Raw genomic sequence first — 23,035 nt, forward strand, 5'->3', positions numbered from 1 at the left:
GTGAACGCCACCATCTGGAGCCTCAGCGCCATCGTGCTCGTCGCGGGCGTGACGTTCCTGCTCGGGTACGTCGGGTCCCGCAAGGCCAACACCACGCCGGACTTCCTGGTGGCGCGCAGGGCGATCCCCGCCAGCCGCAACGCCGCCGCGATCTCCGGCGAGTACCTGTCCGCCGCGTCGTTCCTCGGCGTGGCCGGGCTCGTGCTCAAGGACGGCGTCGACGCGCTCTGGTACCCGGTCGGCTTCACCGCCGGCTACCTCGCGCTGCTGCTGTTCGTGGCCGCGCCGCTGCGCCGGTCCGGCGCGTACACGCTGCCTGACTTCGCCGAGGCGCGGCTGGGGTCGGTGAACGTGCGGCACTTCAGCACGTTCTTCGTGGTCTGCATCGGCGTGCTGTACCTGGTGCCGCAGCTGCAGTCCGCGGGCCTCACGCTGACCACCATCACCGGGCTGCCCGCGGAGCTCGGCGGCCTGATCGTCACGGCCATCGTGGTGGTCAACGTGCTCGGCGGCGGCATGCGGGCGATCACGCTCGTGCAGGCGTTCCAGTACTGGGGCAAGCTCTTCGCGATCGCCGCGCCCACGTTCGTGCTCTTCGTCGTGTTCCTCGCCTCGCCCGACCGCGGCACGCAGCCGATCAGCGAGAACGGCGCGGTCCGGTTCCCGGAGGCCGCGAAGATCACCGTGGCCGAGCAGCTCGTCAAGGTCCGCGTCGACGAGCCGCTGATGCTGCGGGCGGACGGCAGGATCGACGGCGCCGACGTCGACGGCCCGGTGTACTGGACCCGCGGTCTCTACGAGGTGGCTCCCGGCACCGTCCTGGAGTTCGACGCGGGCAGCCCGGTGCCGGTGGTCGAGGGGTCGCCGACGACGAACTTCGACTGGACGCACCCGCAGACCGGCGGCCTGTCCGAGCTGATCAGGACGTACTCGCTGATCTTCGCGACGTTCCTCGGCACGATGGGCCTGCCGCACGTCCTGGTGCGCTTCTACACCAACCCGGACGGCAAGGCGGCCCGCCGCACGGCGCTGCACGTGCTCTACCTGCTCGGGCTCTTCTACCTCTTCCCGACGGTGCTCGGCGTGCTGTCCCGGCTCTACCTGCCGCAGCTGCTCGTGAACGGCAAGACCGACGTGGCGGTGCTGATGCTGCCGGAGACGATGCTGCCGAACCTGGGCGGCCAGATCCTCGGCGCGATCGTCGCCGCCGGTGCGTTCGCGGCGTTCCTGTCGACCTCGTCGGGCCTCGTGGTGTCGGTCGCCGGGGTGGTCTCGACGGACATCCTGCCGGGCAAGGTCCGCGACTTCCGGTGGGCGACCGCGTTTACCGGCATCGTCGCGATCTGCCTCGCCACGGTGCTCCCGCGCTCCGACGCGTCGCTGACGGTGGCGATGTCCTTCGCGCTGGCCGCGTCGACGTTCTGCCCGCTCCTGGTCCTCGGGATCTGGTGGCGCGGGCTCACGTGGGTGGGCGCGGTGTGCGGGCTCGTGGTCGGCGGCGGCCTGGTCATCACGGCCCAGGCCGTGAGCGTCGTCAGCTCCTTCACGGGCCGCTGGGCGCCCGCGTTCATCACCCAGCCGGCGCTGATCACGGTGCCGCTGGCGTTCGCGACGATGATCGTCGTCAGCAAGGCGACCCCCCGGCGCGTGCCCGCGGACGTCAGCCAGATCCTGCTGCGCCTGCACGCCCCCGACCCCCTCGGCTTCATCCGCGACCGCGACATCGCCCGGTTCGGGACCGCCGAGGAGAAGGCCCGCATGGCCGAGGACAAGCGCAGGGGAACCGATCGCGCACGGTGAGTTAGCACCGTTTCAAATGGGTGAAAACGGTCACTCGAATCGGTGAACGGTGAATCTGGTCACCCAGAGTGCTGTTCGTCTACGCATACCGACCGTTCGTCGCATCACCCGACTGCTGAGCGCAACGGCCCGAACGGACTCTTACCTGAGTGACTCAAGTCTCCATACGGTTCTCGACCAAGAACGGACCGCACCAGGAGGCATTACGTGCACGTCACGTTGCTGACACCTACGACGAGTACCGCGAGGAGGGGCCTGTGAGCAGCGTTGAACACACCCCGTCCGAGTCGGCCCCGGACGCACAACGGTGGGCCGACGTCCAAGCAAGTGACGACTTCACCGAGCTGAAGCGCCGGCTCCGCAGGTTCGTCTTCCCCGTCTCCGGCCTCTTCCTCGCGTGGTACCTGCTGTACGTGCTGCTCGCGGACTACGCGCACGACTTCATGTCCACCAAGGTGTTCGGCAACATCAACGTCGGGCTCATCTTCGGCCTGCTGCAGTTCGTGTCGACGTTCCTCATCACGACGCTGTACGTGCGGCACGCGAACAAGAACCTCGACCCGCTCGCGGAGAAGCTCCGCAACGAGATCGAGGGAGACGGCAAGTGAACGAGTCCAGCCCGATCCTCAACATCAGCATCTTCGGTGTCTTCGTCCTGATCACGCTCGTCGTGGTCGTCCGGGCGAGCCGCAACACCAAGACCGCTGCCGACTACCTCGCCGCCGGCCGCGCCTTCACGGGCCCGCAGAACGGCATCGCGATCGCCGGCGACTACCTGTCGGCCGCGTCGTTCCTCGGCATCGCGGGCGCCATCGCCCTCAACGGCTACGACGGCTTCCTGTACTCGATCGGCTTCCTGGTGGCGTGGCTCGTCGCGCTGCTCCTGGTCGCGGAGCTGCTGCGCAACACCGGCAAGTACACGATGGGCGACGTGCTGAGCTTCCGGATGCGCCAGCGCCCGGTCCGCGCGGCCGCCGCCACGTCGACGATGGCGGTCTCGTTCTTCTACCTGCTGGCCCAGATGGCCGGTGCGGGCGGCCTCGTCGCCCTGCTGCTCGGCATCACCGGCACCGGCGGCCAGGCCCTGGTCATCGCCGTCGTCGGCGCCCTGATGATCGCCTACGTCCTCATCGGCGGCATGAAGGGCACCACCTGGGTGCAGATCATCAAGGCCGTCCTGCTGATCGCCGGTGCGGGCATCATGACCGTCTGGGTGCTCGGCAAGTACGGCTTCAACCTCTCGTCCCTGCTCGGTGCCGCGGTCGACGCCGCCCCGAAGGCGGGCGAGAAGCTGCTCGGCCCCGGCCTGCAGTACGGCAAGACCGGCACCAGCAAGCTGGACTTCCTCTCGCTGGCGCTCGCCCTGGTGCTCGGCACCGCGGGCCTGCCGCACATCCTGATGCGCTTCTACACCGTGCCGACGGCGAAGGAAGCCCGTCGCTCGGTCGTGTGGGCGATCTGGCTGATCGGCATCTTCTACCTGTTCACCCTGGTCCTGGGCTACGGCGCCGGCGCGCTCGTGGGTCCGGACAAGATCAACGCGGCTCCCGGCAAGGCCAACTCGGCCGCCCCGCTGCTCGCGCTGGAACTGGGTGGCCCGATCCTGCTCGGCCTGATCGCGGCCGTCGCCTTCGCGACGATCCTCGCGGTCGTGGCCGGTCTGACGATCACGGCGTCGGCGTCGTTCGCGCACGACATCTACGCCAACATCATCAAGAAGGGCAAGGAGAACGGGAACGGCGACGCCGAGGACAAGACCGACGAGGTCAAGGTCGCCCGCATCACCGCGATCGTCATCGGCCTGGTCTCGATCGGCGGCGGTATCATCGCCAACGGCCAGAACATCGCGTTCCTCGTGGCACTGGCCTTCGCGGTCGCGGCCTCGGCGAACCTGCCGACGATCCTGTACTCGCTGTTCTGGAAGCGCTTCAACACCTCGGGCGCGCTGTGGAGCATCTACGGCGGCCTGCTCGTGACGATCACCCTGATCATCCTGTCGCCGGCCGTCTCCGGCACGCCGACCTCGATGTTCAAGAACGCCGACTTCGACCTGTTCCCGCTGTCGAACCCCGGCATCGTCTCGATCCCCGTCGCGTTCCTGCTGGGCTACATCGGCACGATCCTCTCGAAGGACAAGGCCGACCCCGCCAAGCAGGCCGAGATGGAGGTCCGCTCCCTCACCGGTGCGGGCGCCGAGAAGGCGATCGCGCACTAGTCCGGAAAGCACGGAAACGGGCCGTCCCTCACGAGGGGCGGCCCGTTCTTCGTGCGTGCAACCCTGGTCGCGCCGCTCGCGTAATGAACGCGAAGGCGGCGAAGGCATGGGGGACCGGAGTGCGACGGGACGAGGAGTTCTCGGAGTTCTTCGCGAGCAGGTTCGACTGGGCCCGCCGCACGGCGTACGCGCTGTGCGGCGACTGGTCGGAGGCGGAAGAGCTCGCGCAGAACGCGTTCGTGAAGGCGTACGCGAAGTGGCCGGGCATCAGGCGGGAGACGGCGGAGGCCTACGTCCGCACCATCCTGACGCGTGCCTTCATCGACAGCAGGAGGCGCGGCCGCGACCGCGAACGCGCTGTCGCCGACCTGCCGGACCACGGCGTGGCCGGTGGTTTCACCGACCCCGACGCCCGGCTGAACGCGGCACTGCAGCAGGTGGGGCCGAAGCAGCGGGCGACGCTCGTGCTGCGGTTCGTGCACGACCTGTCCATCGAGCAGACGGCCGCTGAGCTGGGCTGTTCGGTCGGCAACGTCAAAAGTCAGACAGCCAGGGGTTTGGCGGCGCTCCGCGAGGCGTACGGCGAACCGATCAACTCGGAGAGTGCCCGATGAACATCGAAGACGAGCTGCGCGGAGCTCTCGACGTCTCCGCGCCACCACCCACGACCACGCTGGACGTGGTCCTGAAACGAGGACGGCGCCGCGTGCTCGCCCAGCGGGCGGGAGCGGTGCTCGGCGTGTTCGCGGTGGTCGCCGGGATCGGCGTCGGCGCCACCACGCTGAACCACGCCGCCCCGCCCACCCCGGCGGACGCACCGGACTACGGACCGGCCACCGTGGAGCACGCGCTGGGGTGGCCGCGGGTCGACACGCCGCCGCGGGTCCCGTACAGGACGTGGTCGCCCGCGGCCAGTGCGGCTCCACCGGCGGGCCGGCCCGTGGTCGACATCCCGCTGTGCGACATCACGCCGTCGCTGCGACCGGAGAACCTGGACCTGGGCGCGGTGGTGTTCGAGCCCGAACCGGTCGCCGCCTGGCTCGACCAGGCGCGCAAGGCGCTGCCCGAGGTCACCATCGGCGCCGCGACGCCGAACAGGTACCACACCGCCTACGAGGCCGACGTGTCCGACTCCCGCGGAACCGGCAGCATCCGGATCACCGCGGGCAGGTTCGCCGGCGACCCGCGGGTGGCCGCCGACGCGGCGCTGTGGGAGACCGGTGACTGCCGGCCGGCCCAGCGGCTCGAGCTCGCCGGCTCGGTCGTGCAGCTGCACGGCGTCCGGCCGTTCGAACCGTTCCAGTCGCTGGTGCAGGCGTTGCGGGTGTACCGGAGCGACAACACGCTGCTGCAGGTCGAACTGCGCAACTTCGGCAGCCCCGACTACGTGGCCGACGACCCGAAGAACCCCGGTGCGCCCCGCCGCACCGGCCAGGGGCGTCCGACGCTGCCGCTGTCCGACGAGCAGTTCTCGAGGCTCGGTCCCGTCTTCGCGGAGGTGGGCTGAGGTGACCCGTGCCGGAGGTTCACGTCGGTGCAACCTCCGGCATGGGACCATTCGGGGGTGACTGTTCCAAGCGTGGAGATCGCCGACGTCCCCGCCGTGCTGCCCGAGGGCGCCGTCCTGCTGGACGTGCGCGAGCAGGACGAGTGGGACGCGGGCCATGCGCCCGGCGCGCTGCACATCCCGATGAGCGAGATCGCGGGCCGGCTCGGCGAGGTGCCGAACGACGTGCAGCTCTACGTCGTGTGCCGTGCCGGCGGCCGCTCCGCCCGCGTGACCCAGTACCTCAACCAGAACGGCTGGGAGGCCGTCAACGTCGAGGGCGGCATGCAGCACTGGGACGCCGCGGGCCGGCCGCTCGAGGGCGGCACCGGCGGCGCCGACCCCGAGGTCATCTGACCGTGCAGCCGCTGCAGCCGATGCGCGTGGACTGGGTGGCGACCCCGCCGCCCGGTGCGTACCCGCAGCCGCGGAACCGGACGCAGCGGCTGCGCTACGGCGGCCCGCCGAACTACCCGGTCCCGCCGCGCTGGGGCTTCCCGCTGCTCGCGTGGCGCTGGCCGACCGCGGTGCCCGGCACCGTCGAACAGGCCGACTCGGTCGACGGCGTGCGCCGCCTGGGCCGCACCGCGCAGAACTCGCTGTGGCTGCTCGGCTTCGTGGCCGTGTGGGGCGCGTTCTCGGAGATCTGGCGCTACGTGCTGGTCGCCCTGAGCCGCTTCGGCGCGCTGTCGGCCGGCGTGGTGAGCGCGTCGGACGCGCTGGTCGTGTCGTCCTCGGCGATCACCATCACGGGCTGCGCGCTGTCGCTGGTCCTGATGCTGCTGTGGGTGCGCCGCACCCGCAACGTCGCCGCGACCCTCGCGGGCTACGGCCCGTCCCGCTCCGACACCGAGGCCCTGGTGGGCCTGGTCGTGCCCGGCATGAACCTCGTCGTCCCCGGCTCGGTGCTGGCCGAGCTGGAACACGCGGTCGCCCGCCGCCCGGCCACCGAACGCCCCCGGCCGTCCAAGCTCCTGCGCTGGTGGTGGGGCCTGTGGGTGACCTCGGCGCTGCTGTTCGTGGTGCAGGTCCTGTGGTCGTTCCGCGACAGCACCCAGGCCCAGGCCGACGGGGTGCTGCTGCACGCGGTCAGCGACCTGGTCCTGGCCGCGGTCGCCGTCGTCACGGCCCTGGTGGTCCGCCGCATCACGACCCTGCTGCTGCCCGTCGACGCCGCCTCGGTGCGGCTGCTGCGGGTGGTCGAGGTGAAGGACGCCCCCGAGCCGCCGCTGCGCGCGGTGCGGGTTTCGGGGTCGCCCCGGTAGCTCGTCCGGTAGCTCGATCGCGTGAAAGATCGTGAGATTCTCACTTCGAGGATTTCCATCGTGATCATCGAGGCATGCGCAAGCGCCACCCGCCCTTCCGACGCCGCAAGCTGGCCAAGAAGCTCCGGAAACTGCGCCTGCACGCCCGGATGAACATCCAGGAGGCCGCGCAGGCCCTCGACAAGGACGTCCAGGCCCTCTACCGCATCGAGGCGGGCGAGACCCGGGTCGACGTGCACTTCGGGCGTTCGGTGATGGACGTCTACGACGCGTACGACCCCGACCTGCTGGACGAGATCCGCGATGCGGCCAGACGTGGCTGGTGGACACCCTTCGGCATCAAGGACCACGGCTATCTCGACGTCGAGACCGAGGCAGCGACGGTCCGGGAGTTCGCGCTGGCACTGATCCCGGGCCTGCTGCAGACGCCGGACTACATGCGCGCACTGTTCGCCACGCACGGGAACGCGGTCGAGAACCAGATCGAGGTCCGGCGCATCCGGCAGCGGCGGCTGACGAGCGAGGACACCCCGCTCTTCCTCCACGTGATCATCGATGAGCACGCGCTGCACAGGCTGGTGGGGGAACCCGAGATCATGCGGGGACAGCTCCGCCACCTCGTGGAGGCAGCCGCCCTGTCGACGGTGAAGATCCAGGTCCTCACCTCGACGCTGCACATCGCGATGGCCGGCTCGTTCATCATCCTGGACTTCCCCGATCCGGAGGATCCCGAGGTGTTCTACGTCGAGTACGGCACCGGGGGGTCGATCCACATCGAGGACTCCGAGCAGGTGCATGGAGCTAACCTGGTCTTCGAGCGACTGGCCGCGGAGGCGCTCAGCCCCGAGGAGTCGGTCGCACTGATCGAGCGGATCCTCGCCGAGTGAAAGCGGTGTCCACTGTGGACTTCTCTGGGGTGGAGTGGCGCAAGAGCAGCCGGAGCAGCGGTGGCAACAACTCCGCCTGCGTCGAGGTCGCGTTCGCGGGCTCCTCCGTCGGCGTGCGCGACTCCAAGAACCCGGACGGCGCGACGCTCGTGTTCTCGGCTGTTCAGTGGGCGTTCTTCCGGAGGGGCTTCCAGGCCTGACCCGCGGCTGCCAGGTTGGGGGGATGCGGACACTCGTCGGGGCCCTGGTGATCGCGTTGCTCGCACCAGGTGCCGCCCAAGCGCACCCCAGGACGTTCGACCTCCAGGCCCACCGCGGCGGCATCGGGCTGACGGTCGAGAGCACGCTCAAGGCGTTCGGCAAGGCGCTCGCGCTCGGCGTCACCACGCTGGAGCTCGACCTCCAGATCACCAGGGACGGCCGTGAGGTCATCACCCACGACCGCAAGACCAACCCGGCGAAGTGCCTCGACACGACGCCGGCGTTCGAAGGCGACCCGGAGTTCCCCTACGCCGGCAAGTACGTGAAGGACCTGACGTTCGCGCAGGTCCGCACGCTCGACTGCGGCAGCACGCGGTGGTCGCAGTACCCGGACCAGGAGCTGTCGCCGGGAGCCCGCATGCCCACGCTGGCCGAGCTGTTCGACCTGGTGCGCCAGCGGAGGGCGTGGGGTGTCCGGTTCAACGTCGAGACCAAGGTCGAGGCCGCCGCGCCGCACGAGACCGCGCCGCGCGAGCAGTTCGTGCAGCGGGCGGTCGGGGAGATCCGGCGGTCCGGGTTCCTGCGCAACGTGACGATCCAGTCGTTCGACTGGGGCACGCTGATGCGCCTGCGCCAGGTCGAGCCGCGGATCCCGCTGGTGGCGCTGACCCAGCCGGAGATGCTCCAGCCCGGGTCGCCGTGGACCGGCGGGCTCGAGCTCGCCGACTTCGGCGGCAGCGTGGCGAAGGCCGTGAAGTCGTTCGGCGCCAGGGCGTTGTCGCCGGTGCACACGATGACCACGAAGGACCTGGTCGCCGACGCCCACCGGCAGGGGCTCGCCGTCGTGCCGTGGACCGTGGACGAGGTGCCGCGGATGCACGAGGTGATCGACACCGGGGTCGACGGCCTGATCACCGACTACCCGGACCGGCTGCGCACCGTCCTGCGGGAACGCGGGTTCGCGCTCCCGAAGCGCTACCCCTAGTCGCTGCCCAGCGGCAGCGAGTGCAGGCCGCGGATCACGAACTCCGCGCGGCGGCCGGGTTCCTCGGCCAGCACGGCGCCGGGGAGCTTGCGGTGCAGCGACGACAGCGCGGCCTCCACCTCGATGCGGGCCAGCGGGGCGCCGAGGCAGTAGTGGATGCCCATGCCGAAGCCGAGGTGCTGGTTCTTCTCGCGGCCGATGTCGAGGACGTCCGGGTTCTCGAAGACCAGCGGGTCGCGGGCGGCGGCGCCGAGCAGGGCGGCGATCTTCTCGCCCGGCTCGACGACGTGGCCCGCGATCTCGACGCGTTCGGTGGCGGTGCGTTCGAAGAGCTGCAACGGCGAGTCGTAGCGGATCAGTTCCTCGACGGCCGTCGGCATCAGTTCGGGGGAGAGGCGCTCCCACTGCGAGCGGTGCTGCATGAGCGCGTAGACGCCGTTGCCGATGACGTTGACCGTGGCCTCGTGGCCTGCCATCAGCAGCAGCACGGCTGTGGCGACGAGTTCGTCCTCGGTGAGTCTGGCGCCGTCCGTGTCGGTCACGGCGACGAGGTCGGAGACCAGGTCCGTGCCGGGCGAGACGCGGCGCAGCGCGACCAGTTCGCGCAGGTAGGCGACGAACTCCGCGGCGGCCTGCTCGGCCTTGGCCTGCTGCTCGGCGGGCAGGCCGTACTCGTACATCTTCACGATGGCGTTCGACCACGGTTGCAGCAGGTGGCGGTCGGGGCCGGGCACGCCCAGCAGCTCCGCGATCACCTCGACCGGCAGCGGCGCGGCGACGTGGGCGAGCAGGTCCGCGCTGCCCCCGTCCTTGATGTCCGCGACCAGGTCGTCGACCAGGCGGTCGGCGAGGTCGGCCACCCACGGGCGCAGGCGTTCGACGTGGCCGCGGCCGAACGCGGCGGCGACCAGGCGGCGCAGGCGGGTGTGCGTGGGCGGTTCGTTCTCCAGCAGCGAGTTGCGGTGCAGGAGGTTGAACGCCATGAACTGCTCGACCGGCTTCACGTCCGACCAGATCCGGCCGAGCGAGCGGTGGCGCAGGACCGCGGAGCACGCGGCGTGCGAGACGGCGACGGCGACGCCCATCTGCTCGTGGTGGTGCACCTCACCGGCTTCGCGCAGGGCCGCGAAGGCCGGGTACGGGTCGGCGATGAACGCGGGATCGCGCTGGTCGAACGTCACAAGGCGGGACGGTAAGTCGCGATCCGCGTTTCGTCCACGTCAATTTGATTGATGACTCAAATTGTTGCGCGGCAACTATCGTTCGGAGTCGTGCAGCTGCCTTCGATCGTCGCGCACCGCGGCGCCTCCATCGACCGGCCCGAACACACGATCGGGGCATACGAACTCGCCCTGAAAGAGGGAGCGGACGGACTGGAGTGCGACATCCGCCTATCACGTGACGGCGAGATCGTGTGTGTGCACGACCGCACGCTCACGCGCACGTCCAACGGCCGTGGCACGGTCAGCGCGCTCTCGCTCGAAGAACTCCGCAAGCACGATTACGGCAGCTGGCACCGCCACGGCCAGAAGGCCGGCCTGCTGGTGCTCGACGACCTGCTGGACCTGGTCAAGGGCACGAACGTGCAGCTCTTCGTCGAGACCAAGCACCCCGTCCGGTACCGCAACGAGGTCGAACGCAAGCTCGTCGAGGCGCTGGAGAGGCACCGGCTCGACAGCCAGATCGTCATGATGTCGTTCTCGCCGACGGCCGTGAAGGCGTTCCGGGACCAGGCGCCGGACATCCGCACGGTGCTGCTGCTCGACCGCCTCGGCCGGTACCGCGGCGGCGCGCTGCCGTCGTTCGCCGACTACACCGGGCCCGGTGTGCACGCGCTGCGCGCCGACCCCGGTTACGTCGATCGGGCGAGGCGCGCGGGCCACGAAACGTACGTGTGGACGGTGGACCGGGCCGAGGACGTCGCCTTGTGCCGTGACCTGGGTGTCCGCTACCTCGCGACGAACGCCCCGGCGAACACCCGCCGCCTGCTGACGGCTAACTTGGCCACCTGACACGCCTGAGCACGAGGAGGGCCAAGGTGGCCAAGCGGACCGCGGTCAAGGACGCACCGAAGGACGGGATCAACCCGAAGCAGCCCTGCCCGTGCGGCTCCGGCAAGCGCTACAAGGCCTGCCACGGCGCTCCCGGCGGCGCGACCGACGTGATCGTGTCCCGGCCGTTCGAGGGCCTGGCCGCCGAGTGCGAGCTGATCGCACTGCGCGAGTTCGTGCCGTCCGCCGTCGCGAAGCTGCCGGTCAAGGACGGCCGCGAGGTCACGCTCGCCACCGTGCTGCCGATGGCCGCCGCCGGTCTGATCCGCGGCGACGACGTCCCGTTCGTCGGCCTGCAGGTGCAGACGCGCTCCGGTGACATCAGCCGCGACCTGGCGCGGGCGCTGCAGTGGGCGCAGCGGGCAGGCACCGGTGAGGTGCTCGCGGTCGTCGGTCCCGACAACGGCGAGAACCCCGGCCGCCTGCAGGACCTGCTCGACCCCGAGGCCGAGATCGTGCCGACGCTGCACACCGACTTCATCTGGTGGATGCCGGAGGGCACCGAGCCCACCGGTGACGTGGCCCTGTCGCTCGAGCGCGCGAACGCCGCGATCCTGCCGACCGAGCGCCTCGACGCGCCCGGCGTGAAGGCCGCCTACTGGGTCGACGCGGGCGACAAGGCACACCTGCGCTGGGTGCGCCCGGAGCCCGAGGAGAAGCTGCTGTCGGCGATGGCCCGCCTGGCCGCCCGCGGCGAGCTGGACCTGGGCGAGGGCTCGCGCTACGCCGGGTCGTTCCGCGCGCACGGCCTGCTGGTGCCGGTGTGGGACCTCGACCGGGAGATGCACGCCCGCGAGTGGGCCGACCCGGCCGAGGCGCTGGGCAAGCGCCTGCTGGAGGCCCTGGCCTCGGACGAGCAGCTCACCGACGCCGAGCGCCGCGCCCGCGAGGGCCTGCGCGGTCGGCAGATCACGCTGCGCTGAGTGCCCGGACGACCCCGGGACGAAGTTGTCCACAGGGTTGTCCACAAGGAGCTGTGGACAAGTGCTGCTGCACATCATCTCGACGGCCGGCTGGGCTGCTGCCCGGTCGGCCGGTTCCATCCCGCCCGCGACGGGCGAGGAGTTCGTGCACTGCTCCGACCGGGGCGTCGTGCACGTGACCGCGGGGAAGTTCTTCCACGGGCAGAGCGGGCTGCTGCTGCTCGTGGTCGACCCGGCGCGGCTCGGCGTGCCCGTGCGGTGGGAGGCGGTGGCGGACTCGCCGCTGTGGTTCCCGCACGTCTACGGGCCGATCCCGGCCGGTGCGGTCGTCGAGGTGCACGACTTCCCGTGCCTGCCGGACGGGTCGTTCGTCCTGCCGGAAGCCGTTGCCGTTCTGTGATCTGACAGGGCAACCGCTACGCGCGCTCGGGCGTGAAGTCCTCGGAGCCGGAGGGGGCTCCCGGGGAGGGGGCGTGCCGTGACGGCGGTGCTGCAGGTGGAGTGGGCCGCCGAACGCGGCGGGGGAAGAGCGGAAGCCGTGGGGGATTTCGCTGAGTTCGTGCGCATCTCGATGCCCGGACTCCTGCGTTATGGGCACGCGTTGACCGGAAATCCGCACGACGCGGCCGATCTCGTCCAGTCCGTGCTGGAGAAGGTCGGGTCGCGCTGGGCAGCGGTGCAGCGCAAGGGTGACGACCCGCTCGCGTACGTCCGCAGGGCCATGGCCAACACGCACATCAGCATCTGGCGCCGTCGCCGCCGCGAGAGCCTCGTGGCCGACCTGCCGGACAGCGGTGCCGTGGCGCCCGAGTTCAGCAGGCTCGAGAACGAGCCGCTCTGGCAGGCCCTGCGCGCGTTGCCGCCGCGGCAGCGCGCGGTGATCGTGCTGCGCTACTACGAGAACCTCTCCGAGGCCGAGATCGCGCACGCGCTCGGGATCTCGTGCGGCACCGTCAAGAGCCAGAGCAGCAAGGCGATGGCGAGTCTCCGAACACGCCTCGGAAAGGACTGACCGGTGGACGACATCGACGACGAGCTGCGCAGGCTCTTCTCCGACGATCGGCTGGACGTCCACGTCACGCCGGACGCCACCGACTCCGTGGTCGCGGGCGCGTCGCGCAGGCGCCGCCGCCGCGCGGCCGCCACCGGCGCGTTCGCCCTGGTGGCCCTCATCGGCGCCGGCGTGGGGCTGTCGCAGCTGCGGCCGCTGTCCCTCGACTCCGCGGAGGAGGTCCTCCCGACGTCCACGTCGACGGCGACGACGACCCCGCCGCCACCGTCGATCAGCACGTACACGCAGACGGTGACCGTGACGGTCGACCCGCCGCCCGGCACTCAGAACGGCAACCAGGACGGCGCCACCCCGTCGAGCTCGGGCAGGACGGGCAGCACGTCCACGTCGCCGAGCAAGGAGGGCGCGCCCGGTGTCTGGGGCAAGCTCGCGCTCGGCATGTCCGAGGAGGACGCGCTGAAGACCGGGTCGCTCACCGCGCCGGGCGGGGCCGTCGGCTCGTGCAAGCCGTACGCGATGCAGTCGAACGTCGACCCCGAGGCCGTGCTCATCTCGCAGGCCAAGGGGATCGCGCGGATCAAGCTGCCGAGCACCGCGAAGACGTCGAAGAACATCGGCATCGGGTCGACGGTCTCCGACCTGAAGACCGCCTACCCGGCCGCCGAGCAGAACGGGTCCGACCTCGTCGTGCAGATGACGGCGACCCCGCGGTGGGCGTACGTGTTCCAGAACGACGGCGCGGTGGTGACCGGGGTGCACATGCGCCTGGCCGACCACGACTGCGCCGGCGCGTAACCACCTGATCTCGTCGAGGTCCCGCCGTTCCTGGGGGTGCGGCGGGACCCCTGCATCTGTTGAGACATCTCCCGTTATCTTCCTGTTATCTGGATTCTGGCAACCGGGATGTGCCCGTGGCGTCTTGTGGGTGTATCGAAAATAAAGCGGGGAGAACCGAGATGCAGAAAGCAATTGCAATTGTCGCGGACGTGGTGGCACTGGACACGACGGCCTGCGCCGCCGTGTCCACTCCGGTCCGGCCGACCGTTCCGGCTGCTTCTGTGCTCGTCCCGGCGCCGCGGCGGGCCGGTGCGACGCGGAGGACGGCACGCATGCGCTCGCGCATCAGACCGGGAACCCGCACGCGGAGCCGGTCCTCCACCCGTCCGGCCCCGGTGCGGCCGGGGCGCTGAGCGCGAACTGACCCGCAGGTCGTCCCGCTCTCGGCGACCGTGACGCCGAGAACGCATTTCACACGTGAACTTCGTGACGGAGACCTCTCCGCGCGTGACTCGTGCTGGGTGAAAAGACTGCCCGGCATGAATTCGTGAACCTCTCGAACCGCAAATCTGAAATCGGAGAAACAGATATGAAGAACTCGGTCAAGCTCGCTGTCGTCGTCGCCGCGTCCGTCGCCGGAGTTGCCGCCTGCTCGCCGACGCCCGCCGCGCAGCAGAGCGCCGCGCCCACGCCGACCACGGCCCCGTCCCCGGTCGACGTGGCCGCGGGGGCGACGGAGGTGACCGAGACCAAGAGCGCGGCGGGTGGCAGCGTGCCATCGAGCCAGGCGAGGCCGGTGATCGGGTCGTTCGGCTATGGGGACCTCAAGCTCGGGATGACCCGGAAGAAGGCGATGGACGCGAACCTGCTCGGCCCGATCCTCCACGGTGGCAAGCCGAGCGACGCGTGCACGGTCCACCACATCATCGGCACCACGCAGACCGCCTGGGTGTCGACGAAGCTGGGGGTGTCGACCATCCGCTTCACCCCGGACATGAGCTCCGACGGTGTCGGCAAGGGCGCCACCGAGGCGACGCTCAGGGCCGAGTACACCAACCTCACGCCGGGCGGGCCGAACTACACCTGGAAGGCCGACGCGGACGGCCACCAGGCCGCGAGCTTCGTCTTCCGGTCGAGCAACGGCACGGTCACCGAGGCGTTCCTGACGCTCAAGGCGCAGGAGTGCCACAACTAGACCAGCGTTTCCGGACAGGTCCGGGGGCGGGGACGAGCAGTCCCGCCCCCCGGCGCGAGAAATCCCGGGCAGTCGTGTCGAGAACGGCGTCGCGGCTCCGTCCCCGCGGTGAAAGGCGACCATAATTGGGGTCGCCACCGCACAGAGGGAGTCACCCGAGATGGCCAAGTACCTGCTGCTCAAGCACTACCGCGGCGCCCCGGCGGCGGTGAACGACGTGCCGATGGACCAGTGGTCCCAGGACGAGATCACCGCGCACGTCAAGTACATGAACGACTTCGCCGACCGGCTGCGGGAGAGCGGGGAGTTCGTGGGCGAGCAGGCGCTCGCGCAGGAGGGCACCTGGGTCCGGTACGACGGCGAGGGCAGGCCGCCGGTCACCGACGGGCCGTTCGCGGAGACCAAGGACCTCATCGCCGGGTGGATGATCATCGACGTCGACAGCTACGAGCGGGCGCTCGAGCTCGCGGGGGAGCTGTCGGCGGCGCCGGGCAAGGACGGCAGGCCGATCCACGAGTGGCTCGAGCTGCGCCCGTTCTACGGTCACGCACCGACGATCACCGAGTGACCGGCGCGGCATGATCGACGAGGCGCTGCTCAGGAGCCTCACGCCGCGGGTGATCGGCGTGCTCGTCCGCCGCGGGGCCGACTTCGCGGCGGCCGAGGACGCCGTGCAGGACGCGCTGGTCGAGGCCCTCCGCGTGTGGCCGGACGACCCGCCGCGGGACCCGAAGGGCTGGCTGGTCACCGCGGCGTGGCGCAAGTTCCTCGACGCGACCAGGGCCGACACCGCGCGCCGGCGGCGGGAGGACGCGGTCGACGCCGAACCGGAGCCGGGGCCCGCGCAGGACGGCGACGACACGTTGCGGCTCTACTTCCTGTGCGCGCACCCGTCGCTGACGCCGTCGTCGGCCGTCGCGCTCACGCTGCGGGCCGTCGGCGGGCTGACCACCCGGCAGATCGCGCAGGCCTACCTCGTGCCCGAGGCGACGATGGCCCAGCGCATCAGCCGGGCCAAGAAGACCGTCGGCGACGTGCGGTTCGACCAGCCCGGCGACGTGGCGACCGTGCTGCGGGTGCTCTACCTGGTCTTCAACGAGGGCTACTCCGGCGACGTCGACCTCGCCGCCGAGGCCGTCCGGCTCACCCGGCAGCTCGCGGCGGCGATCGACCACCCCGAGGTGGCCGGCCTGCTCGCGCTCATGCTGCTGCACCACGCCCGCCGCGCGTCCAGGACCACGGCCGGCGGCGAGCTCGTGCCGCTGGCCGAGCAGGACCGCGGCCGGTGGGACACGGCGCTGATCGCCGAGGGCGTCGAGGTGCTGCAGGCGGCGCTGGCCCGGGACCGGCTGGGCGAGTTCCAGGCCCAGGCGGCCATCGCGGCGCTGCACGCGGACGCGCCCCGGGCGGAGGAGACCGACTGGGTGCAGATCGTCGAGTGGTACGACGAACTGCTCGCGCTCACCGGCAGCCCCGTCGTGCGGCTCAACCGCGCGGTGGCCGTGGGGGAGGCGGACGGGCCGCGGGCGGGATTGCGGGCATTGGCCGAACTGGACCCGGCACTGCCCCGCTATTCGGCCGTGGCGGCTTACCTCCACGAGCGCGACGGTGACCGGACCACCGCGGCGCGGCTCTACTCGGAGGCGGCGAAGAAATCGTCGAACCTCGCTGAGCGGGAATACCTGACGCGTCAGGCCGCACGTCTCAACAACTGAAAAGGCCCGCCTCCCCGGAAGGAGGCGGGCCTTGTGATCAGGCACTCGGCCGTGCGAAGAAAAACGTCAGAGAGCGCCACCCGCGGCGGCCGGGGCGTGGGGGTCGGCACCCTCGTCGCCCACGGTTTCGCGGGTGAGGAACGTCTCCACGTAGAACATGTTGCCGTCCGCGCGGTCCATCACGGTGAGCAGCGTCTTCATTGAGGAGACCTCCTCGACCTGCTCCTTGAGGAACCACTGCAGGAACTGCTCGCCGATGTAGTCGCCCTCCTCGCGGGCGGCCTTCGCGAGCGCCACGATCTGGTCGGTGACCTGCTGCTCCTGGCGCAGCGCGAGGTCGACGAGGTCGCGGGGCGACCTGAACTCGTTGATCGGCGTCTCGGTGCCGGGAATGGTGACCGCGATGTCGTTGTCCATCAGGAACTTCACGATCATCATCGCGTGGTTGCGCTCTTCGAGCGACTGCTTGTAGAAGTGCGAGGCGAGTCGCGGCAGGTCCTCGTTGTCGAACCACACGGCGAGTGCGATGTACTGCTGCGAAGCCGAGAACTCGTGGCCGATCTGGGCCTGCAGGAGCTCGTGAAACTTCGTCTTGTTGCCGGACAGGATCTTCTTCACGTTCGAGGCCATGCGGAGTACATTAGCCCACGTCAACGGCTTTTGCATTCCAGGAAAAGCTAACCTTTGTTTGGAAAGGTGTACCAAACAAAGGTTAGGTGCTCCTAAGAATCACACCAATGGCGCGCGGTCGATCGGGCACGACATGCACCGGGGGCCGCCGCGGCCGGAACCGAGCTCCGAACCGGCGATCCGCAGCACCTCGACGCCGGCGTCCTCCAGCCGCGCGTTCGTCTCGACGTTGCGCTCGTAGGCGACGACGAGACCGGGGCCGACCGCCAGCGTGTTGTTGCCGTCGTCCCACTGCTCGCGCTCGGCGGTGACGACGTCGAGGCCGGTGTCGATCACGCGCAGCCGCTCGATGCCCATCGCCTCGGCGGCCGCCTCCAGGAACGGCACGGGGCCGTCGACGCGCACGCCGCCCTCGCCGTCGGCGCGCAACGGGTAGGCGGTGAGCGAGTCGCTGATCGCCGGGTACATCACCACGGCGTCGCGGTCGACCATCGTGCAGACGGTGTCGAGGTGCATGGTGGCGCGTTCCTGCTTGATCGGCACCGCCAGCACCGTGTGGGCGAGACCGTCCGCGAGGGCGGAACGCGCGAACGACTCCGCGCCGGCCGGGGTGGTGCGCTCGCCGACGCCGATGGCGATGACGCCCGGCGCGAGCAGCAGCACGTCGCCGCCCTCCAACGGCGCCGAGTGCGCGCCGTACGCGCGGCCCGTGCGGCGGAACCTCGGGTGGTAGGCGTAGATCAGGTCGGTCAGCGTCGTCTCGCGGTCGCGGGCCGGCAGCGCGAGCGAGGTGATGGCCACGCGGTCGCCGACCCAGACCGACGAGTCGCGGGTGAAGAGCAGGTTCGGCAGCGGGTCGACCGCGAAGTCGATCGGCAGGTGCATCTTGCGCACCAGCGACGCGCCCTCGGCGGCGGGCAGCTCCTCGAACGTCATGCCGGTCATCAGCGCCTGCGCGAGCAGCGGCGCCGGCAGCGACGTGAGGTGGCTGCGCAGCGCGTCGGCCAGGTCGATGCCGAGCCGGCGCTCGTCGACGGCGCTGTGGACGCCCGCGATGCGCGCGCGGTTGTCCTCCAGCGCCTGCACCAGCACGTCCGCCAGCAGCAGGACCTCGACGCCGCGGGAGGTCAGCGTCGCGGCGAACGCGTCGTGCTCCTCCTGCGCGCGGCCCACCCACGGCACTCCGTCGAACAGGAGCTGGTCGTTGTTGCGCGGGGTGAGCCTCTTGAGCTCGTTGCCCGGCCGGTGCAGCAGCACCGTGCGCAACGGGCCGACCTCGCTGTCGACGCGGGGTGCGGCGTCCGGGAGTGCTTCGGTCTCGGCGATCGTGTGCGCAGTCACCAGCCGAGCGTAACTCCGAACAGCACAAATCACCGCTCGCGAGCCTTGATTGGCAACGAATCGCGGCTCGATCTCGGCTGGGCAGTTGAATCGTTAGGGCAACCAGCTCACTTTGCCGCGCAACATTGTGTAGCCCACGAACGCGACCACGTCGAGGATCGTGTGCGCGATGACGAGCGGCCACAACCGCTTCGTGCGCTGCCAGTAGAAGCCGAAGACCAAGCCCATCACGACGTTGCCGACGAAACCGCCGAAGCCCTGGTAGAGGTGGTACGAGCCGCGCAGCACGGCGGCCGCGACCAGCGCCGTGTACTGCCGCCAGCCGAGCTGCCGCAGGCGGGTGATCAGGTACCCGACGACGAGCACCTCCTCGGCCCACGCGTTGCCGGCGGCCGCGAGGATCAGCGCCACGCTCATCCACCACTGGTCGTCGAGCGTCGACGGCTGCACGGCCAGGTTGAGGCCGAGCGCCCAGGCGGCGAAGTACAGGCCCAGGCCGGGGATGCCGATGACCGCGGCCAGTCCCAGCGCGCCGACCGAGTCCGCGAGCTTGCGGGTGCCGTCGAGCCCGATGATGCGCAGCTTGATCCCCGTGCGCCACAACAGGTACAGGCCGATGCCGCCCCACGCCGCGAGCTGCAGCACGCCCAGCAGCTGCGCCACCAGGTCCAGCAGGTCGGCGCGCGCCTGCGGGACGTTGATCGCGACCGACTGCTGGTTCAGCGGGGTCGGCTGCAGCAGGCTGTCGACCAGCCGCACGAGGCTGCGCAGGCCGGACAGCCCGAGCGTCATGCTGAAGACGATCAGCAGTTCGAGCTGGTACCCGCGCTTCTCGGCGTCGGGGATCGGTGTCGGACTCGGCGCAGGTTCGATCACCCGCCTGACGCTACCTCTGCGCCAGGAACGGGCAGCCCATCAGGCGGCGGAGTTCCGCCGCGAGTTCCTGCGGGGTGCTGACCGGCCGGGAGAACGCGATCCGCACGTCGTGGTCGTCGCACTCCGCCTCGACCCGCAGCCGCAGCCCGAACCGGTCGAGCCCGAGCGGCCGCACGGTGCCCGCGCGCAGCTCCTCCGGCAGGTGCCGGGCGAGCTGGCCGACGACGTCGCGGTGCGCCACCTCCAGGTGCCGCAGCCAGTGGTCCTCGTTGCGGCAGAACGGGTCCGGCGTCGCGCTCGCGAACTGCTCCGGCCGGATCGACGAGGTGCCCTCGGCGTCCGCGATCACCAGCGACGCGGGCGTGAGCCGCAGCACCGACGCGCCGTGCCCGGCGTCGAGCAGCCGGTGGTCCGGCCGCTCCTCGGCGACGGCCAGCACCTCGTCGCGCGCCTCCCGGCCCTCCAGCGCGGAGACCCAGCCGGTCAGCCAGAGCAGGCCGCGGACCGGTTCGCGCAACGGCACCGGCGCCTGGTCGGCGATCTCCAGCATCGCCGTCACCTCGGTGCGCGGCGCCTGCCAGAGCTGCCCGACCAGCGGGTGCTCGTCGGGCAGCAGCAGGATCGTGGTGCCGCACGGGCGCACGTGGTGCAGCAGCGGACTCGTGCGGTTGCCCGCCTGGGGGAGCAGTGCGGCCTGACCGCCGCGCGCCGCGATGGTGCGGGCGCGCTCGGCGGCGTGCGGCGCCGGCGGGCGCTTGGTCTGGGTGTCGGTCACCGCTCCACCTCCTCGGAAGGTTAGGCAAGGCTAACTTAGCCTGATCGTCTGGGGAAGCATCAGCTACCACGATCTCACTACCCGCTTCACACGAAGAGGTGTAAGACGGACAGGTGGTCGTGCCCAACAAGCCGTCCACCGAGGTGACGGCGCTCGACGATCGGTGGACCCGGCACTGTGCCGACCGGGCGAGTCGGCGTGCCCTGATCTGGACGGTGGTCGCCGGCGCGGCCTTCCTGCTCCAGTTCGTGCTGGTGCTGGCGTGGTCCTGGTCGTCACCGGTGGCGTTGGTCCTGTTGTTCTTCGCCGCGGCCGTCCTCTGGTCGGTGACGCGGCGACGACCGGTGCGTCTGCCGGAAGGAGAGCCGTGGATTTTCGCGCGGGCGGAGTGGGAGGGCGGCCGGCTCGTGGTCATGAGCCAGCCGCCGCTGTTGCTGACCCTGCGCATCGGTCCGCTGCTGCGCGGGAGGGTCGCGCGGCACCGCCGGGTCTGGTTCGTCCGGCCGGACACCGCGGGCAACACCGTCGTGACGTTCCGAGGTGTTCCGCAGCTCATCCCCGCCCGCGTGTTTCGATGATCAAGTAGCGGGAAATGCCAGTGGACGTGCATGTGACCACGGCGTGGAGCGACACCTGCCTCGCGCGGGCGGATCGGCGCGCCGTCGGACACGTTCTCTTCGCCCTCGCCGTGCTCTGCTGCGTGCTGCTGATCGGCTGGATCTGGCTCACCGTGCTGTCCGTGCCGGTGGTGCTCGAACTGGCCGCGCCGGGGTTGCGCCACTTCTTCACGCGCCGCGGCACGGTGGCGTTGATCGAGCGGTTCCCGTGGCGCCCGGTGACGGTGAGCTTCGTGGCCGGCCGGCGGATCGGACGCCAGGCCTACCTGAAGGTCGCCGACTCCGAGAACAACCTGCGGCTGCCCGAGCTGCCGGAACGGGCCCGCGTGCTCGTCCGGCACACCAGGCGGATCTGGATCGCCGGGCCGGACGAGCGCGGACGCGTGGTGGCGATGACGCGGGGACTCGCGTTCCTCACGCGCGGGCGCGTGATCGACCGCTGACCCAGGCCCGGTGGTGCCGCTGCGGCGCGTCGGTGAACGAGACGTGCCGCGGCCGCCAGCCGAGCAGCCGGTGGGCCTTGGCGCTCGACACGAGCTCGTCCTGGTCCGCCGCCACCTGCATGATCCCGCCCGCCTCCGCGGGTTCCAGCCGGATCTCACCGGTGAAGCCCGCCGCCCGGACGGCGACCCGCTGCACGTCCAGCGCGGTCATCCGCTGGTCGTCGGCGATCACGAACACCTCGCCGGCCGGTTCGCGGTCGAGGACGCGGACGTAGGCCTCGGCCAGGTCGTCCACGTGCACCCAGCTCCAGCGCTTGGCCGGGTCGCCGTAGAACACGGGCGTGCCCTTCTCGGCCGCGGCGAACCACTGCGCGGTCAGGGACGTGGTGGCCGGGCCGCCGTAGAGGAAGCCGGGCCGCACGACCGTGTGTGCCAGACCGCTCGCCGCGAGCTCGCCCTCCAGCGCGAAGCGGAAGCCGATCGGGCTCTCCGGGTTGCCCGGCGTGTTCTCGTCCATGAGCGCCACCCCGGTGCGCCCGTAGGAGGAGATGCCGGTCGTGTAGACGAGGTGGCGGCGTCGGCCGTCGCGCTTCTCGGCGTCGGCGATCTCGGCGAACAGCGCGCGGTCGGTGCCCGCCGGGTCGTTCAGGTCCATGACCAGGTGCACCACGGCGTCGGTGCCGTCGAGGTGGTGGCGCCAGGTGTCCGGCCGCGCGAGGTCGCCCTGCACGGGTGTGACCTCGTCGGCGACGAGGTCGTCCGCCGTCGTGCGGGTCAGGCCGAGGACGGTGTGCCCGGCGCGGGCGAGGGCGGCGGAGACGCGGCGGCCGGCGTACCCGGTGGCGCCGGTGACGAGGATCTGCATGGTTCTGGCTCCGTGGGTCAGGCCGCGAAGAAGCGGGTCAGCGCTTCGGCGGTGGCGTGCGGGTTGTCGGCGGCGTAGGTGTGGGCGGCGTCGGGGACGATCTCGGCGCGGACGTCGGTCGCGGCCGCGCGGGCGCCGTCGAGCAGCACGTCCGACGGCAGGCCGTGCTCGCCGTGCAGCACGAGCACCGGGACCTCGACCTTGATGCCGGCGCGCGCGTTGCGGCCGTCCTCCAGGACCGTCGCGTAGTGCTCGAACCCGCCGCGCATCCCGCCGGGCCGGGTGAGGGTGCGCAGCAGGTCGGCGTGGTCGTCCGCGGTGATGCCGCCGCGGACCATCTGCGGGTAGAACCACGACAGGTACTGCTCCTCGCGGCCCTCGACGAGCTTCGCCGCGAACTCGCTCTCGGCGTGGAAACCGAAGTGCCACAGGCCGGCCAGGTGCTCCTCCAGCCCGAAGCCGGGCAGGAAGCACTCGCTGAGCACGAGCCGTGCGATGTCCTCGGGGTACTTCTGCGCCCAGGCGTGCACGGTCATCGTGCCGACGTCGGTGCCGAGCACGAACGCGCTTTCCTCGCCGAGGTGGCGCAGCAGCGCGTGCAGGTCGTCGGCCTCGTCCTGCTTGGTCCAGTGCCCGTCGGGGATCGACGAGTCGCCGGAGCCGCGCAGGTCCGGCGCGACGACCCGGAAGCCCCGCGCCGCCAGCAGCGGCAGCAGCTCCCGGAACTCGATCCAGCTGAACGGCCAGCCGTGCACGAGCACGACCAGCGGCCCCTCCCCGCCGATGACGTGGTGCAGTTCCACGCCGTTGACCTCGACGTACGCGTGTTCGAAACCCTCCGGCGCCGGTGCTGGAGCCGTCATGCGATCACCCTCTTAGCTTGCTTGCCTAAGCAAGGAGAAACTCTGCTTCCAGG

27 protein-coding genes are annotated in these 23,035 nt (G+C 70.7%); 20 read left to right on the forward strand and 7 right to left on the reverse strand.

All coding sequences use genetic code 11. The annotated features are described in order from the left end of the window. The 10 genes from ACFWGZ_RS01210 (at position 1) to ACFWGZ_RS01255 (ending at position 8,899) form a co-directional block, all read left to right on the forward strand. Positions 1-1,800 carry a cation acetate symporter gene (locus ACFWGZ_RS01210; RefSeq protein ID WP_382449420.1) on the forward strand — a complete coding sequence of 600 codons (1,800 nt, stop codon included), beginning with the start codon at positions 1-3 and terminating at the stop codon, positions 1,798-1,800. A gap of 257 nt (positions 1,801-2,057) precedes the next feature. Beyond that, complete coding sequence (locus ACFWGZ_RS01215; protein ID WP_382449421.1) at positions 2,058-2,408, forward strand: DUF485 domain-containing protein; 351 nt, start codon at positions 2,058-2,060, stop codon at positions 2,406-2,408. Then, positions 2,405-4,015, forward strand: a complete 1,611-nt coding sequence (locus ACFWGZ_RS01220) for a cation acetate symporter (protein ID WP_382449422.1) — start codon at positions 2,405-2,407, stop codon at positions 4,013-4,015. Before ACFWGZ_RS01215 ends, ACFWGZ_RS01220 begins: the two co-directional genes overlap by 4 nt. A gap of 119 nt (positions 4,016-4,134) precedes the next feature. Further along, positions 4,135-4,629: a SigE family RNA polymerase sigma factor gene (locus tag ACFWGZ_RS01225; protein WP_382449423.1), complete on the forward strand. Its 495-nt coding sequence runs from the start codon at positions 4,135-4,137 to the stop codon at positions 4,627-4,629. After that, positions 4,626-5,522 (forward strand): hypothetical protein, encoded by an 897-nt coding sequence (locus ACFWGZ_RS01230; protein WP_382449424.1) that lies wholly within the window; start codon positions 4,626-4,628, stop codon positions 5,520-5,522. The genes ACFWGZ_RS01225 and ACFWGZ_RS01230 overlap by 4 nt, the downstream gene beginning before the upstream one ends. 57 nt (positions 5,523-5,579) lie before the next feature. Continuing rightward, positions 5,580-5,918 carry a rhodanese-like domain-containing protein gene (locus ACFWGZ_RS01235; RefSeq protein ID WP_382449425.1) on the forward strand — a complete coding sequence of 113 codons (339 nt, stop codon included), beginning with the start codon at positions 5,580-5,582 and terminating at the stop codon, positions 5,916-5,918. Between the two features lie 2 nt (positions 5,919-5,920). Then, positions 5,921-6,826: a DUF4328 domain-containing protein gene (locus tag ACFWGZ_RS01240; RefSeq protein ID WP_382449426.1), complete on the forward strand. Its 906-nt coding sequence runs from the start codon at positions 5,921-5,923 to the stop codon at positions 6,824-6,826. Positions 6,827-6,900: 74 nt separating this feature from the next. Continuing rightward, positions 6,901-7,713, forward strand: coding sequence for a Scr1 family TA system antitoxin-like transcriptional regulator (locus ACFWGZ_RS01245; protein ID WP_382449427.1), 813 nt, complete (start codon positions 6,901-6,903; stop codon positions 7,711-7,713). A gap of 14 nt (positions 7,714-7,727) precedes the next feature. Further along, positions 7,728-7,913, forward strand: a complete 186-nt coding sequence (locus ACFWGZ_RS01250) for a DUF397 domain-containing protein (protein WP_382449428.1) — start codon at positions 7,728-7,730, stop codon at positions 7,911-7,913. Positions 7,914-7,936: 23 nt separating this feature from the next. Beyond that, complete coding sequence (locus tag ACFWGZ_RS01255; RefSeq protein WP_382449429.1) at positions 7,937-8,899, forward strand: glycerophosphodiester phosphodiesterase; 963 nt, start codon at positions 7,937-7,939, stop codon at positions 8,897-8,899. On the opposite strand, the gene ACFWGZ_RS01260 is transcribed toward ACFWGZ_RS01255, so the two are convergent. Beyond that, the gene (locus ACFWGZ_RS01260; protein ID WP_382449430.1) at positions 8,896-10,080 is read right to left on the reverse strand and encodes a cytochrome P450; all 1,185 of its coding nucleotides are present in this window, start codon (positions 10,078-10,080) and stop codon (positions 8,896-8,898) included. The two genes, ACFWGZ_RS01255 and ACFWGZ_RS01260, sit on opposite strands and share 4 nt — an antisense overlap. 90 nt (positions 10,081-10,170) lie before the next feature. Here ACFWGZ_RS01260 and ACFWGZ_RS01265 point away from each other — a divergent pair, with 90 nt between their 5' ends. The 8 genes from ACFWGZ_RS01265 (at position 10,171) to ACFWGZ_RS01300 (ending at position 16,572) form a co-directional block, all read left to right on the forward strand. Beyond that, a complete protein-coding gene (locus tag ACFWGZ_RS01265; RefSeq protein ID WP_382449431.1) occupies positions 10,171-10,911 on the forward strand; it encodes a glycerophosphodiester phosphodiesterase family protein in 741 nt (246 codons plus the stop codon). Between the two features lie 26 nt (positions 10,912-10,937). Then, entirely contained in the window at positions 10,938-11,873 is a 936-nt protein-coding gene (locus tag ACFWGZ_RS01270; RefSeq protein WP_382449432.1) for a DUF5926 family protein, read from the forward strand. A 61-nt stretch (positions 11,874-11,934) separates the two neighbouring features. Next, positions 11,935-12,273 (forward strand): DUF952 domain-containing protein, encoded by a 339-nt coding sequence (locus ACFWGZ_RS01275; RefSeq protein WP_382449433.1) that lies wholly within the window; start codon positions 11,935-11,937, stop codon positions 12,271-12,273. Between the two features lie 171 nt (positions 12,274-12,444). Continuing rightward, a complete protein-coding gene (locus ACFWGZ_RS01280) occupies positions 12,445-12,885 on the forward strand; it encodes a SigE family RNA polymerase sigma factor (protein WP_382449479.1) in 441 nt (146 codons plus the stop codon). A 3-nt stretch (positions 12,886-12,888) separates the two neighbouring features. After that, positions 12,889-13,680 (forward strand): hypothetical protein, encoded by a 792-nt coding sequence (locus ACFWGZ_RS01285; protein ID WP_382449434.1) that lies wholly within the window; start codon positions 12,889-12,891, stop codon positions 13,678-13,680. Between the two features lie 571 nt (positions 13,681-14,251). Next, entirely contained in the window at positions 14,252-14,857 is a 606-nt protein-coding gene (locus ACFWGZ_RS01290; RefSeq protein WP_382449435.1) for a hypothetical protein, read from the forward strand. Positions 14,858-15,017: 160 nt separating this feature from the next. Next, complete coding sequence (locus ACFWGZ_RS01295) at positions 15,018-15,425, forward strand: YciI family protein (protein WP_382449436.1); 408 nt, start codon at positions 15,018-15,020, stop codon at positions 15,423-15,425. A gap of 13 nt (positions 15,426-15,438) precedes the next feature. Further along, positions 15,439-16,572 carry an RNA polymerase sigma factor gene (locus ACFWGZ_RS01300; protein ID WP_382449480.1) on the forward strand — a complete coding sequence of 378 codons (1,134 nt, stop codon included), beginning with the start codon at positions 15,439-15,441 and terminating at the stop codon, positions 16,570-16,572. Between the two features lie 66 nt (positions 16,573-16,638). On the opposite strand, the gene ACFWGZ_RS01305 is transcribed toward ACFWGZ_RS01300, so the two are convergent. From ACFWGZ_RS01305 to ACFWGZ_RS01320, 4 genes are all read right to left on the reverse strand, one after another. Beyond that, on the reverse strand, positions 16,639-17,202 hold the full coding sequence (locus ACFWGZ_RS01305; RefSeq protein WP_382449437.1) for a ferritin: 564 nt from the start codon (positions 17,200-17,202) through the stop codon (positions 16,639-16,641). 99 nt (positions 17,203-17,301) lie between these two features. Continuing rightward, a complete protein-coding gene (locus ACFWGZ_RS01310; protein ID WP_382449438.1) occupies positions 17,302-18,543 on the reverse strand; it encodes an arginine deiminase in 1,242 nt (413 codons plus the stop codon). 93 nt (positions 18,544-18,636) lie between these two features. Continuing rightward, positions 18,637-19,335, reverse strand: a complete 699-nt coding sequence (locus tag ACFWGZ_RS01315) for a CPBP family intramembrane glutamic endopeptidase (protein WP_382449481.1) — start codon at positions 19,333-19,335, stop codon at positions 18,637-18,639. Between the two features lie 94 nt (positions 19,336-19,429). Next, a complete protein-coding gene (locus tag ACFWGZ_RS01320) occupies positions 19,430-20,194 on the reverse strand; it encodes a DUF2470 domain-containing protein (RefSeq protein ID WP_382449439.1) in 765 nt (254 codons plus the stop codon). Between the two features lie 113 nt (positions 20,195-20,307). Here ACFWGZ_RS01320 and ACFWGZ_RS01325 point away from each other — a divergent pair, with 113 nt between their 5' ends. Then, positions 20,308-20,772, forward strand: coding sequence for a hypothetical protein (locus ACFWGZ_RS01325; RefSeq protein ID WP_382449440.1), 465 nt, complete (start codon positions 20,308-20,310; stop codon positions 20,770-20,772). Positions 20,773-20,786: 14 nt separating this feature from the next. Further along, on the forward strand, positions 20,787-21,254 hold the full coding sequence (locus tag ACFWGZ_RS01330) for a hypothetical protein (protein WP_382449441.1): 468 nt from the start codon (positions 20,787-20,789) through the stop codon (positions 21,252-21,254). Here the strand turns inward: ACFWGZ_RS01330 and ACFWGZ_RS01335 are convergent. Both ACFWGZ_RS01335 and ACFWGZ_RS01340 read right to left on the reverse strand, forming a co-directional pair. Next, positions 21,226-22,119: an NAD-dependent epimerase/dehydratase family protein gene (locus tag ACFWGZ_RS01335; protein ID WP_382449442.1), complete on the reverse strand. Its 894-nt coding sequence runs from the start codon at positions 22,117-22,119 to the stop codon at positions 21,226-21,228. The genes ACFWGZ_RS01330 and ACFWGZ_RS01335 overlap by 29 nt on opposite strands. 17 nt (positions 22,120-22,136) lie before the next feature. Further along, positions 22,137-22,982: an alpha/beta fold hydrolase gene (locus tag ACFWGZ_RS01340; RefSeq protein ID WP_382449443.1), complete on the reverse strand. Its 846-nt coding sequence runs from the start codon at positions 22,980-22,982 to the stop codon at positions 22,137-22,139. Positions 22,983-23,035 lie beyond the last annotated feature (53 nt).

Source organism: Lentzea sp. NPDC060358, from assembly GCF_042725365.1.
GTDB lineage: Bacteria > Actinomycetota > Actinomycetes > Mycobacteriales > Pseudonocardiaceae > Lentzea.

What these genes read in the sequence shown, in the direction of transcription:
- ACFWGZ_RS01305 (WP_382449437.1), bottom strand. Translation starts at nt 17,202, where the DNA reads ATGGCCTCGAACGTGAAGAAGATCCTGTCCGGCAACAAGACGAAGTTT.
- ACFWGZ_RS01245 (WP_382449427.1), top strand. Translation starts at nt 6,901, where the DNA reads ATGCGCAAGCGCCACCCGCCCTTCCGACGCCGCAAGCTGGCCAAGAAG.
- ACFWGZ_RS01230 (WP_382449424.1), top strand. Translation starts at nt 4,626, where the DNA reads ATGAACATCGAAGACGAGCTGCGCGGAGCTCTCGACGTCTCCGCGCCA.
- ACFWGZ_RS01340 (WP_382449443.1), bottom strand. Translation starts at nt 22,982, where the DNA reads ATGACGGCTCCAGCACCGGCGCCGGAGGGTTTCGAACACGCGTACGTC.
- ACFWGZ_RS01330 (WP_382449441.1), top strand. Translation starts at nt 20,787, where the DNA reads ATGCCAGTGGACGTGCATGTGACCACGGCGTGGAGCGACACCTGCCTC.
- ACFWGZ_RS01280 (WP_382449479.1), top strand. Translation starts at nt 12,445, where the DNA reads ATGCCCGGACTCCTGCGTTATGGGCACGCGTTGACCGGAAATCCGCAC.
- ACFWGZ_RS01255 (WP_382449429.1), top strand. Translation starts at nt 7,937, where the DNA reads ATGCGGACACTCGTCGGGGCCCTGGTGATCGCGTTGCTCGCACCAGGT.
- ACFWGZ_RS01295 (WP_382449436.1), top strand. Translation starts at nt 15,018, where the DNA reads ATGGCCAAGTACCTGCTGCTCAAGCACTACCGCGGCGCCCCGGCGGCG.
- ACFWGZ_RS01290 (WP_382449435.1), top strand. Translation starts at nt 14,252, where the DNA reads ATGAAGAACTCGGTCAAGCTCGCTGTCGTCGTCGCCGCGTCCGTCGCC.
- ACFWGZ_RS01315 (WP_382449481.1), bottom strand. Translation starts at nt 19,335, where the DNA reads ATGACGCTCGGGCTGTCCGGCCTGCGCAGCCTCGTGCGGCTGGTCGAC.
- ACFWGZ_RS01335 (WP_382449442.1), bottom strand. Translation starts at nt 22,119, where the DNA reads ATGCAGATCCTCGTCACCGGCGCCACCGGGTACGCCGGCCGCCGCGTC.